This window comes from Pseudoalteromonas sp. McH1-7 (assembly GCF_013366255.1).
Classification (GTDB): domain Bacteria; phylum Pseudomonadota; class Gammaproteobacteria; order Enterobacterales; family Alteromonadaceae; genus Pseudoalteromonas; species Pseudoalteromonas peptidolytica.
Genome location: NZ_JABWPQ010000017.1, coordinates 90,556 through 104,202, shown reverse-complemented (window position 1 = coordinate 104,202; position 13,647 = coordinate 90,556). Strand labels below are relative to the sequence as shown.

16 protein-coding genes are annotated in these 13,647 nt (G+C 46.6%); all 16 read left to right on the top strand.

Annotated elements, in window-relative coordinates:
* Window positions 1–8: 8 nt before the first annotated feature.
* The 16 genes from HUZ36_RS13170 (at window position 9) to HUZ36_RS13100 (ending at window position 13,535) form a co-directional block, all read left to right on the top strand.
* A complete protein-coding gene (locus HUZ36_RS13170) occupies window positions 9–842 on the top strand; it encodes a hypothetical protein (RefSeq protein ID WP_176033091.1) in 834 nt (277 codons plus the stop codon).
* On the top strand, window positions 842–1,042 hold the full coding sequence (locus HUZ36_RS13165) for a hypothetical protein (RefSeq protein WP_125253372.1): 201 nt from the start codon (window positions 842–844) through the stop codon (window positions 1,040–1,042). The genes HUZ36_RS13170 and HUZ36_RS13165 overlap by 1 nt, the downstream gene beginning before the upstream one ends.
* Window positions 1,043–1,110: 68 nt before the next feature.
* Complete coding sequence (locus HUZ36_RS13160; protein WP_147389597.1) at window positions 1,111–1,686, top strand: hypothetical protein; 576 nt, start codon at window positions 1,111–1,113, stop codon at window positions 1,684–1,686.
* Window positions 1,683–2,420, top strand: a complete 738-nt coding sequence (locus tag HUZ36_RS13155) for a phage baseplate assembly protein V (protein ID WP_125253370.1) — start codon at window positions 1,683–1,685, stop codon at window positions 2,418–2,420. The genes HUZ36_RS13160 and HUZ36_RS13155 overlap by 4 nt, the downstream gene beginning before the upstream one ends.
* Window positions 2,421–2,426: 6 nt before the next feature.
* On the top strand, window positions 2,427–2,729 hold the full coding sequence (locus HUZ36_RS13150) for a PAAR domain-containing protein (protein ID WP_125253369.1): 303 nt from the start codon (window positions 2,427–2,429) through the stop codon (window positions 2,727–2,729).
* Between the two features lie 6 nt (window positions 2,730–2,735).
* Entirely contained in the window at window positions 2,736–3,071 is a 336-nt protein-coding gene (locus HUZ36_RS13145; protein WP_125253368.1) for a GPW/gp25 family protein, read from the top strand.
* Window positions 3,072–3,206: 135 nt separating this feature from the next.
* Complete coding sequence (locus HUZ36_RS13140; RefSeq protein WP_128732082.1) at window positions 3,207–4,370, top strand: phage tail sheath subtilisin-like domain-containing protein; 1,164 nt, start codon at window positions 3,207–3,209, stop codon at window positions 4,368–4,370.
* Complete coding sequence (locus tag HUZ36_RS13135; protein ID WP_010378397.1) at window positions 4,370–4,879, top strand: phage major tail tube protein; 510 nt, start codon at window positions 4,370–4,372, stop codon at window positions 4,877–4,879. The genes HUZ36_RS13140 and HUZ36_RS13135 overlap by 1 nt, the downstream gene beginning before the upstream one ends.
* A 3-nt stretch (window positions 4,880–4,882) precedes the next feature.
* Window positions 4,883–5,140 carry a phage tail assembly protein gene (locus HUZ36_RS13130; RefSeq protein ID WP_125253366.1) on the top strand — a complete coding sequence of 86 codons (258 nt, stop codon included), beginning with the start codon at window positions 4,883–4,885 and terminating at the stop codon, window positions 5,138–5,140.
* A gap of 5 nt (window positions 5,141–5,145) precedes the next feature.
* Window positions 5,146–5,271, top strand: a complete 126-nt coding sequence (locus HUZ36_RS21870; RefSeq protein ID WP_263972633.1) for a hypothetical protein — start codon at window positions 5,146–5,148, stop codon at window positions 5,269–5,271.
* Between the two features lie 133 nt (window positions 5,272–5,404).
* A complete protein-coding gene (locus HUZ36_RS13125) occupies window positions 5,405–8,446 on the top strand; it encodes a phage tail protein (RefSeq protein WP_176033090.1) in 3,042 nt (1,013 codons plus the stop codon).
* 17 nt (window positions 8,447–8,463) lie between these two features.
* On the top strand, window positions 8,464–8,895 hold the full coding sequence (locus HUZ36_RS13120) for a phage tail protein (RefSeq protein WP_125253364.1): 432 nt from the start codon (window positions 8,464–8,466) through the stop codon (window positions 8,893–8,895).
* Between the two features lie 25 nt (window positions 8,896–8,920).
* Window positions 8,921–9,136, top strand: coding sequence for a tail protein X (locus HUZ36_RS13115; RefSeq protein ID WP_125253363.1), 216 nt, complete (start codon window positions 8,921–8,923; stop codon window positions 9,134–9,136).
* A 1-nt stretch (window position 9,137) separates the two neighbouring features.
* Window positions 9,138–10,154 (top strand): phage late control D family protein, encoded by a 1,017-nt coding sequence (locus tag HUZ36_RS13110; protein ID WP_176033089.1) that lies wholly within the window; start codon window positions 9,138–9,140, stop codon window positions 10,152–10,154.
* 339 nt (window positions 10,155–10,493) lie between these two features.
* Window positions 10,494–12,452 carry a LodA/GoxA family CTQ-dependent oxidase gene (locus HUZ36_RS13105; protein WP_176033088.1) on the top strand — a complete coding sequence of 653 codons (1,959 nt, stop codon included), beginning with the start codon at window positions 10,494–10,496 and terminating at the stop codon, window positions 12,450–12,452.
* 6 nt (window positions 12,453–12,458) lie between these two features.
* Window positions 12,459–13,535 carry an NAD(P)/FAD-dependent oxidoreductase gene (locus HUZ36_RS13100; RefSeq protein ID WP_176033087.1) on the top strand — a complete coding sequence of 359 codons (1,077 nt, stop codon included), beginning with the start codon at window positions 12,459–12,461 and terminating at the stop codon, window positions 13,533–13,535.
* Window positions 13,536–13,647: the final 112 nt, after the last annotated feature.

The following is a 13,647-nucleotide window of genomic DNA, read 5'->3' as shown; positions in this document are numbered from 1 at the left end:
GAAACACTATGTCAAATGACAATTTAACCATGACGGAGCGCCTGAGTCAGGTTGCCACACGTGCCAATGCACTGTGTCAAACTGTTGAAGATCAGGTTGGGATTATTCAAAGTACGCTAGAGAATAAAGCTGAGGAGGTAGATCAGCATATTGACTCTTCTACTGCTGAACTCACTGCAGCTACAAATGGAATGAAAGCGCAGGTAAATAGTTTTATTGATAGTCAATTTAGAGCTGAGCTACCTTTCTTCCGCATCACTAAGAATCAAGAGCTGAAAATTAATGGCTCTTTAACTCCTGGAACTAAGGGGATCCCAGATGGTTACAGTTGTAGGAATAGTAATCATTACGAATGTGAAATTGTAGCCTATTCAGAGCATGGGAAGATCAAAGAAGATAAACACCCGGAGATCAGAGCAATGTATGATCAAATTCAAGGTGGTACTCCAAAATATAATCAGCCTGATTTTGCAATCGTACGTGTAAAAGCATTAGAAGTGGATGATTATCCAGCATTTGAAAATGCGTACTCCATTTATCAAGGTGCTTTACCTTACAACAACCCATTGACCTTTGGTGGTTGGATAAAAGCTGAATCAGGAAAGGTTCGATTTACTTACCCGTCCGATGACTTCTTAGTTCCAACAGATGACAAATGGCATGAAATAACTCGACAATCAAATATGCCTAGTAGCGGTGGTGTGAATTACACATTTGGTCCTCACATTTATCTAGAAAAAGGAGCTAGCTGCCTAATTGCTTTACCTTCGGTAGTTGCAGGTAAGGTTCCAGCAAATCGATGGGGATATTTTGAAAAACCAGTATTTGAGAGGCAACTATAATGTTAGAACAAATCGTAATGAGAAAAGATGAGCTAGGTGGAGAGCGCAGCCAATTCGACATTGATTGTGAATTAAGAGCGTACCTTAAAAAAACGGATTGGTATGTGATAAGGGAGCTAGAAACGGGAGTGACCATTCCTACTGATGTGAAAGAACTACGCAAGCTCGCCCGAGAGGCAATAACCACTCCATTTAATTAACCTTCTTTCGGGCGTTTCGTCCATCTTCGGCTGTTCATCTAGCCAATTTATAATTTGAGAGCACAACTATGCATCGACAAACCTTGATAGCTAAGGTGTTGACGTGTCTGAGTGATGGCTTGTCTGAGCTTGCAACAGTAAATTTACTAAAAGCAAGCCAGCAGCCTGACTTAACAGAGCGTGCACAGCTTACCCTTATCCCAATCGCTGAACGACAAGCCAGTGAATTGCAAGCAAAAGGCGCCGATAAAGGCGTCACCTATGGGCCTGCGTCCAATAAAAACCTGAGCCCAAATGCACTCGACAGAAGGGTGTTGACCTTGCAGCTCGAACTGGCGTTAGAAGAGGCTGATCCTATCGCCCTTGTCACGCGATTAGATAATGTGGTCAGTGCCGCTGAAGCTGCAATTATAAAGGACGAAACGCCCACCCCTTGGCAACATTGTATTTTTGAAAACGTCAGTATTGATTACAGTGACCAAGTCAGTTCTATGCTCGCCAAGGCGACGTTGGTTTGGCAATTTTATTATCAAGTTCACTATCCTGAAGAGCCGGGAGTGGAAATCACAGAGGTTTACCTTGGTCCTCGCGGTGGTGAACATCGTTTGATCGCCAAAGTACCAGCAACTGAGGTGGCAACATGATTGTAAATCAACACTTTTCTGACCTAGCAATGTCTGATCTACAGCAACGAGTCAACAAATTAATTAGCTTAGGTACGGTACATGAGGTCGATTATGAAACGGCGACTGCAAAAGTCAAAATGGGTGATTGGATCACCGCTAAGCTACCTTGGTTAACAGCACAGGCTGCTCAAGACATGACATGGCAAGCGCCAGAGGTTGGGGAGCAAGTGGTGGTGCTAGCACCATACGGAGATACTGCACAGGGGGTGATCCTTGGTAGTTTATATTCCAATGCTGCGCCTCATCATCACCAAAAGCATGTACTGGACGGCGGGGAAGCGTATGGGGCAATAGCGGATAAAGAAGCGGTTAGTCGTACTAAATATAAAGATGGTGCGATGGTGGAATATGATCGTGAGCAGCATATTTATCACTTATACGTGCCCAATACTAGCGGCAATGATGTGGCGCAAATTAAGGTGCACTCAGCACGCAATGTACATATTGAATGTGGCAAAGATGCCACTGTTATTGTTGGAAATGACGCCAATATACAAGTTGCAAATAACTTAACCGCCAATGTTGGTAATAACGCGGTAGTAAATGCAGACAACAATATTAATGTGGCCGCAGCCAATGCGCTATCGCTTGAGGGAAGCACCATTAGCATGCGCTCAACCTCGGGCAATATCGAGGTTGCAGCCAGCGCCACGTTAAAACTTAACGGCGCCAATATTAGTGCGCAGGAGTAAGGAGTTATGCCAGTCATCGCAGTGGATGGCGACATCACGAATGTTCACGCGCAATTTGTACCGGGGACGGCCAGTGCGACGCAGTCGAGTTTTACCGCAGCGGGCAAACCGATATTACGTGTTGGCGACCCAATTAGCACCCATGTTTTTGCACCAGACCCACGAGTAAAACATGCAGGTGCGACTATCAGCGCTGGTGCTGGCAGCTTTACTATTGCGGGTAAAGCCGTCGCCAGAATAGGCGATGCCACCAGTTGTGGCGGCAAGCTTGCAACGGCTGGTGTGGCGTCATTTACCGTAGGAGGGTAACTCAACATGATAGGAATGAACGCCAAAACTGGTAAAGCACTCGGTGGCGTTGAGCATCTAAAACAAAGTATCAGGGATATCGTCACCACACCGCTTGGTAGTCGTGTGATGCGACGCGACTACGGCTGCGGTTTGTACGAACTTGTCGATAGACCTTTTTCGCACACTTTGGTGGGAGACATTACCATGACCATAGCCGAAGCACTTGAAAAGTGGGAGCCACGTTTTCAACTTGATGGTGTTGCGGTACATCCAGCAGGAGAGGGCAAACTGTCCATCGAAATTAAAGGACTGTACTTAATCAACGGGGAGCCTGTCACCATTGAGGGTATCCAAATCTAAGTTATTTTTTATCCACCTTATCCGTTAGGGATAAGGTCAACAAACTCTAATTTATATGAAGTTATTAGGGCCATACAAGGCAGCTTGTATGGCCTTTTTTATTCTCTAACTGACATGTCTTTAAAGGAGATAACTATGTCAAAATTTCTACACGGTGTAGAAGTCATTGAGGCGCAATCCGGCACGCGTCCAATCAAAACAGTAAAAAGCTCAGTAATTGGTGTAATTGGTACAGCGCCAAGTGCAGATCCTGATAAGTTTCCGCTTAATACTCCAGTGTTGGTTGCTGGCAAACGTGCTGAAGCAGCACCGCTTGGTAACGAAGGAACACTACCTGCGGCAATGGACGGTATTTTTGACCAAGCTGGTGCAGTCGTGGTTGTAGTGCGTGTTGACGGTGCTGATGAAGCGGCAATCATGTCAAACATGGTTGGCGGTGTGGCAGCAGACGGTTCTTATGAGGGTGTGCAAGCTTTCTTAGGTGCGGAGTCAGTACTTGGCGTAACACCACGTATTCTTGTGGCGCCAGGTTATGCACATCAGCGCCCTGAAGGTAATCGCAACCCGGTTGTTACAGAGCTTGTAAATGTGGCTGAGCGCCTTCGTGCGGTTATTATCGCAGATGGCCCAAACACCAATGATGAAGATGCAAAAGCATATCGTGCAGATTTTGGTTCGCGCCGTGTTTATGTTGTTGACCCTCATGTCAAAGTATTCCGCGATGGTAAAACAGAAGTTGAACCGGCAAGTGCTCGTGTTGCGGGCATGATTGCCAAATCGGACAACGACCGAGGTTTTTGGTGGAGCCCAAGTAACACCAATATGAACGGTATTGTGGCAACTGCACGTCCTATCGACTTCCAGCTGGGCGATGCCAACGCACGTGCGAATATGCTAAACGAAAAAGAAGTGTCGACCATTATTCGTCAAAACGGCTTTAAGCTTTGGGGTAACCGTACTTGTTCTGACGACCCGAAATGGGCATTCCTATCAGTGGTACGTACCGCAGATATGATCAACGACTCACTACTGCGTGCGCACATGTGGGCGGTTGACCGTAATATCACCAAAACTTACATCGAAGATGTTACCCAAAGTGTGCAGTCTTACCTGGATAGCCTAAAAGCACAAGGTGCAATTTTGGGCGGTCAAATTTGGGCTGACGAAGAGCTAAACACTCCAGCAAATATTCAAGCAGGTAAAGTGTACTTTAGCTTTGATTTCACGCCGCCAACACCAGCTGAGCACATCACCTTCAAGAGCATTCTAACTAACAACTACCTAGAGGAAATCGTATAATGGCAATCTCTCCAAAAATTCTTAAAAAGTTCAAGCTGTTTGTAGACGGTAAAGGCTATCTAGGTATCGCTGATGAAATTCAGCTACCAAAAGTCACGGTAAAAACTCGCGAAGTGACATCAGGTTTCCAAGCGCCAGTTGAGTTAGATGTAGGCCAACTTGAAAAGCTAGAAGGTACTATTACGCTACTTGAATATAACGCTGACATGATGAAGCTACTTGGCGATTGGAGCGGTGCAACAACGCCATTAACGGCTCGTGGCGCAATCCAAGCGCAAGGCGAAGCGCCTGTTCCTGTAGTGGTAACGCTTGAAGGCTTCTTCAAAGAAGTGGATATGGGCAGCTGGAAAGATGGCGAAGAAGCCAAGCTAACTCTGCAATATGCAATTCAGAAGTACAAACTACAAATCGGTCAAGATGTGATTTATGAAATTGACCTATACAACGACGTTCGTACCGTTAACGGTAAGGATCAAATGGCAGCACTTCGCGCAGCAATCGGAGCTTAATCCATGAAAGAAATCATTACCTTAGCATTCCCAATTACGGTCGATGGGCATGAATATGCAGAATTGACAATGAGACGACCAAAAGTACGCGATCGGTTAATGGTGGATAAAGCGGATATTAGCGAGTCTGAAAGCGAAATTCGTTATTTCTCGCACTTGTGCGAAGTTTCTCCTGACATTATCGAAGAGCTTGATTGGAGTGATTTTGTTAAGTTGCGAGAAACGCTACAAGCTTTTCTCGTGTCCCGCCAAAGCGCTTAAAAGCGATGGTCATTGCCCTTGCCAAGTACACCGGCTGGGGCTTGGCCGAGCTGAACGCGCTGACAGAAGATGAACTCATTGAATGGTTCGAAGCAGCGCTTGATCATAAACAAGCGACAGAAGCGGGCTAAACCGATGACCGCAATCGCCCCTTAACCCTTTAAGGGGCGTATTTCCATATTTTTAGACGCTTTAGCTTAGGCTACTTACTCAGCAGCCTAAGCTAAAGCGTTTCACTTTTCTTTATTTTCCTCAGGTAACGCCATGACAAAAAAAGGTAAACAGGCTCGTTCGCGCGAGGCGAACAAAGTCAAAAATAAGTTGCCACAGGTAACTTCTCTTGCAAACCAAGTGGCACAGTTAGGCAGCATAGTTGCCAAACTAAATGCAAATTCAGCCACAGCAACCAGTGAACAAGTTCAACAGTTAATCACGATTATGACCCAGCTAAATGCCAGTGCGGTGTTGCATCCTGAAGCGTCATTTTCCCTCCCTGAATTTCAAATACCTACAAGCCAAACCGGCGCAAGCGCAGGCGAAAGCTCCAAACTGGTAGAGCAAGTCGACCAAGTGATGCTGGCACTGCCTGATTCACTTAAGCATGCAATAGATGGTTTGTCTGACAAAGTGGCAGGGCTTGATTTTAGCCGTGCGGCGCAAACCGTAGATGTTGAGCTAGAGGCGTTGGCGCAGCAGGTGCCATCGATTTTTAATGGTATTTCTGTCGCCTCTGCTGTGGATGTAGTAGAGCAAGCTTCAAAGCAAGTCCACGGAGCCGCCGAGCCACAGCAGCAATTTTGTGTGGATGTTGAGTCATTAAGTCAAGCTTTGCCGGCATTGATGACAAATTTAGATGTTTCCGCATTGCCAACTCAGCTGCTTGAAACCGGCAAGACCTTGAGTGATATACAGTTCACTGAGGTGCTTAAAGGCGACCTTAGCTCACTAACAGCTGCGGCACCAACCCTATTAACTCAGTTTGGTTTCGATGAGGCTGCAAATGTAGTGACCCAGTTTGCCCCGGCGATGGAGCAGCTTGATCTCAAGGGTATCGTACAAGGTGACTTACAAAGTTTACAACAAGCATTACCTAGTTTACTTGATGCGGTTGATTTAGGTGCGCTAAACCAGACATTAGCTCAACAAATCCCAGCCTTGGCACAGCTAGATTTAGCGGGGCTTGCTCAAGGTGAGTTGGGATCGCTTGTTACCACTTTACCTAATTTGCTGGATGCAGCTGGAATGGAAGGGGCTGCGGATACGCTGTCAGCGGCATTACCTGCACTGCAACAGCTGGACTTGGGGGCGATAGCAGAGGGTGATGTACAATCATTACTGCAAAATGGCCCCGCATTGCTAGACGCATTTGATATGCAAGTTGCCTCACAAGCGCTTGGTGCGGCACTGCCAATCGCTGAAAAACTCGACTTCAAAGGGTTAATGAGTGGTGAGCTTGGCAGTTTGGTTGATGCTGCACCAGAAGTTCTTCGGGCGTTTGAGCTTGGAGATGCCGCAGATAAGTTACAAGCCGCAGTACCTGGTTTAAAACAGCTGAACTTAAAGCAAATAGCCAGCGGCGATGTGTCGAGTTTGATGGCTGCGGGTCCATCATTGCTCAAAGCGTTTGAGCTAGATGGCGCCGCAGGTGTACTGGAAAACGCATTACCAGCATTAGAAAAGCTTGATGTGGATGCGATTTTAGGTGGCGATATTCAGTCCTTAGTGAGTGCTGGGCCTCAGTTACTAAACGCATTTGGTTTGCAAGATGCCGCGAGTGTGTTGGAGCAGCACGCAGATTTGCTCTCCAATATTGATATAAAAGGTGTACTCAAAGGAGATTTATCTTCATTAACTAAAAGCCTACCAGATTTATTTGGTGAGTTTGGTTTTGAAGGAATGGCAGATGACTTGTCGGAGTCGTTCTCTGAACTTGAAACCGATATAAAAGATAACCAGCCTAAAGCAAAAAAAGGTCGCAAAAAACGCGGTAAAAAGCGCAAAAACAAAACCAACCTTTCAGGTAGCACTGCTAAACCACCGCAGCAGGCAAGCAAGCGTAAAGGTAATAAGCCTTTTCTTCGTTTGCTTGACGGGGGCAAAGCACCAAGTGCAACAGCACAGCTAAATGCTGACGCGGAGCAACCAAAAAAAGCAAAAGGAAAAGCAAAAAAAATCAAAACTATGGCAGCTGCAAATGATCCCAGTGTACAAAAGTTGGGGCGTTTTTCAGCAGTCAAAAGCGGTAAACTTGGCAGCGTATTTAAAGGCTCTAAGCGACTGCTAGGGCGCGTGGCAGCTCCTTTGAGTGTGGCTTTAGGCGCATTTGATGCGATGACGGCGCTCACCGATCCTGCCCTTAGCGCAAAAGAAAAAACCACCCAAGTGAGTGCTGCTGCAGGTGGTGCTGGTGGCGCACTAGCTGGCGCGGCTGCTGGTGCGGCGCTTGGCTCGGTAGTACCAGTGGTTGGCACTGCTATTGGCGGGTTAGTGGGAGGTGCACTTGGAGCAATGGGTGGCGAGTCAATCGGTGGGTGGCTTGGAGATAAACTGGGTAGTTTATTTTCAAGTGAGACACAACCTGGCGAAACGACATCTACATCGGTTGGTAGCGAGCACAGTCGCCCACAAGCTGTGGCTCAGCCAGCCACACCTAATGCCGGTTCGGCCGCTAGCGAGGCGCTCGATTTTGTTAAGAACAATGTTATTAACGAGCTGAACTTAGCAACGGGTACCGCTGCGGCATTGGCGTCCCAGCATGGAATCGCCAACACTAAAGTGCACGGGGTGAGTAAAGCCGGCGACATGGTAGGCAGAGCGCTTAACGCACATACCGTGTGGGAGACGATGAATAATGACACCCTTTCACTACAGCAAAAGTCAGGCGTAATTGGTAGCACCTTAGGTGGTATGTTTTCAGCTGATGCCGTAACTGGGGCGATGTCAAAAAGTAAAAACCCGTATGTGAAAATGGCAGCACCTATGGCGGGGTATCTTACCAATAACTTAGTTGGATCTGCGATTAAAGGGTGGTTTACAGATGAAAAGCCTAAAACGGTTGCTCCCGAGGCGACACTCGATCCAAACAGCTTAAGTACGCAGCCCACCAGCGGTGACAGTGCGGCCAACAGTACCTTACAACCAACCAGACATGGCGGCTCTGTTACTGTGAATGCAAACATCACCGTGAATGCAAAAGAAGCTCAGCAGGCGCAAGAAATCGCACAACAGGTGAAACGCATCTTAGAGCAACAGCAACAACAAGCTGAGCAGGCGCTCAGTGCGCGCTATTACAACCATGTAGCATAAACAAAAAAGAGGGCTAAATGAGCAAGGTAAACCATGCTAAGCATATGATGCAACTAGGAAAGTATAAATTTTCAGTGAGCACGGCGGCATTTGATAAGCTCCAATATGAGTCTACATATCGTTGGGAAACTCATGATTCGCAAACTGACAAAGATTCGCCTCCAATGCAGTTCATCGGCGTTGGCGAGCAAGGACTCACGATAGAAGGCGTAATATTTCCACAAATTGTAGACAACGGCCTAAAGCAATTAGACATGATGCGAGACGAGGCGGCCAAAGGGGAGCCAATGACCCTTGGATATGTAGAGGAAAGTGGTAAGTCTAGTCCCAGTGTTGGTCGAGTTATGGGTAAGTGGGTGATCACGCGGATAGCGGAAACTCGTACTCTGTTTTTTAACGATGGGATCCCGCGAGAAATACAATTTACGATGGAGCTTAGCCGCTATTAGCGGCAATTTGCCCTAAGGAGTGAACATGAACAAAGGTGTGACCTATATTACTCGAGATGGAGATTGTCTCGATTTAATCTGCTTTAAACACTACGGGCGCAGCAGCGGTATGGTGGAAAAAGTGTTAGAAGCAAATCATGGACTGGCTGAGCTTGGCCCGCTCTATCCTGAACAGGTCAGTATTTTTTTACCCGAGATTGCAAAACCTGCGGCATCTAAAGTGATTAATATCTGGGACTAATATGAACCTACAGCCACACTATTCAATTAAAGCCAATGGAAATGAAGTCGCAAGCACACTCAAAAACCGCTTAGTTGAAGTAAGCGTCACGACTCGAACTGGGCTGGCAAGTGATACCTGCTACGTACGTTTTGACAACTTAGCTGAAGCTCCCATTGCGCTCCCGTCCCCGAGCGACAAGTTAGAAATTGCGATGGGGTATAAAGAGGGGACGAAAGATCAAAGTGCACCATCGACTAAGTTAGGGATTTTTGAAGTGGGAGCTTATGAGCTGACCGGGCCAAACCGCTCGTTAACCCTTTTCGGCAATAAAGTGCTGTGGGATAAAGATTTTAAGGCGCTTAAGGTACGCTCTTGGCCTGAAAATGGTAAAGATGAACCGGTATTACTGGATAAACTCATTAAAGAGATAGCTGCAGAATATGGTCTTCAAGCAAAGATTGGAGATACTTTTCAAGGACTAGAAATCCCTCACATTGAGCAAAGTGAGAGTGACATGCAGCTGCTGAGTAAACTGGCAGTACAGTTTGATGCCATTATGAAAATTGCAGACGACAAGCTCATTTTTATGGCAAAAGGTACTGGGAAGTCGCTCTCAGGTAAAGCCCTACCCAGTGCAACTATTGGTAAAAAGCAGCTCACCGCTTGGAAGCTCAATGCCAATCACCATAAGTTGATAAAGTCGGTTGATGCTTACTTTTATGACCAAGTATTAGCACAGAAAAAGCAAGTGAGTGCGGGCAGCGGCACACCAAAAACAGCGCTGACTTACGTGTACCACACACAAGCACAGGCGCAAGCGGCGGCGGATGCGATGCTCAGCAGGCTCGCCCGAGCGCACCGTGTGGTCGCGCTTAGCGTTGTTGGTGATCCTGCTTTGGTTGCTGGAGGTGTGATCACCATTAAGGAAGTTGATGACAGCCTTGATGGTGATTGGTTTATTAGTGAGGTTAAACACGTTATCAATCATTCAGGTTTTGCCAGTCACTTGACTTGTGAAGCCCTTATACCAATTTGAGCAAGTACGAAGACAAATAAATATTAAAAAGGCATGCCACGTGGTTTGAATCTTGGGTGGTATGTCTCCTTTCTCCCTATGTCCCGAATAGGGTGTTTTTATATCAGGCGAAGTAGTTATACCGTGTTGAGTGTTTTTTTAGCAAATCGGTAGCAATTGTCCGATGTACGTAAAGTGCAAGATATAATCCTTTCTCCATGTGGGCCATCCTTATTTTGAGGCTCTGGCCTCTTTCCTCTTATGACATAAGCTGTAATTCGCTGTAATGGTATCTGGTATCAATTACTTCTACACTCAGTAATGCTTTTTGATTTAACAACTGCAAAAAAGGATTACAACATGTCACACCACTGCAATCAAAATCCCATTGTGTCGGCAGCTATCTATCCGCCTATTGGCGTGATGCGTGTCGGAAACAGTCCTGATGAGTTTTTCATTGGCCCTGAAGTTGATACTTTAATCCCGCGAGATACTCAATATTATCGCGACCGCACCGGTGCATTAAAACGTCAAGCGGCACGTTTTCGTATTTATGGTTTGGATGCAGAGGGAAATGTCGTCAAAGAGTTAGTCTCTGATGAGCAAACATCAATCACTTGGCGTGCACGCCTTGCAAATCAAAAAGCCTCTTGGTACGAATTTCAGTTAGCATTAGACATTCCTGAAGCAGCAGAAGCAGATCCTAGTTTACTGCGCAATTTAAACGTGGAAGACCGTAACGCGTTGCTGATCGACGGCGGTGAATGTCAGATAAGTGGTACTAGTTCTGGTTGTGGCTGTAGTCGTTTTGAAGGCCGCTTTCAGGGTAAAAAAGTATATCTTGGTGAAATGCGCACGGATGAACAGGGCAGGTTGATAATGCTCGGTGGTCATGGTGTTTCCGAAAACCCACAAGGTCACGAAGCGGTTACTTTTGGTAATAACGAAGGTTGGTACGACGATACCTCAGACGGCCCGGTTATGGCATCTGTTGAATATCAAGGCAAGTGTTTAACAGTAAAACCTGCATGGGTAATTTGTGCGCCACCGGATTATGCTCCGATGCAAAAGTCACCTCGTACGATGTGGGACTTAATGCGTCAAGTGGCTGTTGATGCCGATATGTTGCCTGCGCCTTCAGGAAAACCCTCTTTCAGCAAAGATATTCTGCCAATTTTTCAACGTATGACAAACCTACAGTGGGTTAATGCCGGTTTTGCCGCTGGGTTTGGTTGGCATAGCCCATTTGATTTTACGTCAAAGGAATGGATAAGCCGACTGAATGATAACTCTGACACGTGGAGAGAAGCGAGACGCAACTTATTTAACAATTTCAGGCAAGTCGAAAAAGTTGAAAAAATAACACCTGAGGGTAAAAAGAATGTGTGGGATCCACAATTTGCAGCCTCCGCGCCACAGCTGTGGCCGTGGTTATATGGCGATGCAATGAGTGTTGATGCCGATGATTCTCCAAGACAGTTTGTAACGTTGACAGATATTCAGTTGCACATGCTACAGCAGTGGTCGAACGGCGACTTTGAGTCTGATTATGATCCCAAGTACCAGCCTCCCGTGTATCTTGATGATGTTCCGGTGGCGCAACAGCCTGATATGTTAACCAAAGCCGCGATGGAGTTTTGCCTCGCAGATGCTTTTCATCCAGGGTGTGAAATGACATGGCCGATGCGTACAGCAGGATTGTATAGTGAAGCATTTCGCCTTAACCATGCACAAAACACCGCGCCGACTCATGGCACAAATTATGGTGTAGAAATGACACCTGCAATAGCATTACATTCGAGCGGCCCGATATTAACAGGACAAGTTGCAGGAGGGATAACACGGTGGATGGCCATACCTTGGCAAACGGATACAGCTAGCTGTCGAGATGGTTACAATGCTGCATATGACCCATATTTGCCGACCTTTTGGCCAGCGCGTGTACCAAATAATGTATTAACCGAGCAAAACTACCATACCGTGATTGATGAGTGTTTGTCACCAGAAGTACGTCAGGCTGCTTTTAATGACCGAGCGCTTTGGTTAGATGACTTACCTATCCCGCCGGATACAAAACCAAAAGAATTGTATCAGGCTCAGATAAACAGCATGGTCTCGAATTTTGCAGACTTAACAGTCGTATTGCCGAAAAGCGAGCCAGGTGTAACAGGTTTTCCAACGACCATGCAAGTTGGGATCGCGCCGCACACGTCTGCACCGCAAACAGAGAAGTTGATGACCAGTGGGCATGGCAAACAGGGTGTACGTCCTGACCTATCACAAACTGACAAAGCTCACCGTCGTAGTCGCAAGCGCTAGTTGAAGATGACGAAAAGGAAGTCAGACATTGTTATTGTGGGAGCAGGTATTGCTGGGTGCATACTAGCATTAGCACTGCACCCACATTACCATGTTATCGTAATTGATAAGCAGGCACAGGCACAAGAAAAGGTAGGTGAGTGCCTACCTCCAGCTGCGTCTAGGGTGCTCAGAAAATTGCATTTATCGCACTTGCTACAAAGCCCTGAACATACAACCAGTCATGGCATGGTTTCTTTTTGGGGCAGCGACTATCCAACGATAGTGGATAACGTCAAAAATCCAGATGGTCTTGGCTGGCATATTCATCGGCAACACTTTGAACAGCAACTCAGAGATGAGTTGGCACGCCGTGGTATTTCGTTGTTATCTTCGGCTAAAGTAGCAGGGATAACCAAAGCGGATATGGACTGGCAGGTACAGGTTACCAGTCAAAAAAGTCAGAGTGAATTGACGACCCAGCTTTTGATTGATGCAACCGGACGAAGTTGCCACATTGCTAGGCAGCTGGGTGCCAAATTAGTGTTAAGCGACAAGCAAATGGCGCTTTGGCTGACGGCACCAGTGGCTACCTCAAAACAGCTTGCGGTGATCAGTGATGAAACACACGGCTGGTGGTATAGTGCACCAAGTGCCGCGTATCTATCACAAAATACGGGCATGCAGACACGAGTCTTTTCGTGGCAAGCACCTGCCGAAATCATAAAACGCAGCGGTATAGCTGATGTAGATGGATTTTTGGCAAGAGCACGTCAGGTGAAAGGGTTTAGTACTTTGGTTGATTTAGTTAATCGTCAAGGTGCTAGGTTGCATCCTATGGTGAATGCTAACTCTGCACGATTGGAGCGTTGTGCCGCTGACGGTTGGTTTGCAGTAGGTGATGCCGGTATGAGCTTTGACCCGCTATCGTCGCAGGGAATGCTGCATGCTATGAATAGCAGTATGCAGTTAGCAGAAATTCTCGTCGCTCACGGACTGGGATCAACACGTGCTACTGAGCTTTATCAGTTACAAATGGATAGAGTATGGGCCAGATACCTAGAACATCGACAATATTTTTACCACGGTACAACACTAGCTTGATTGCTGAACCCACGCAATAGAAATAAATGGCTTTGCCCTAGTCGTCGGTCGTTATCTTGCTGTTAGCGTCAGATTTACTCCTTCAAATTGAGCAAGTATTAAATCAAATTGG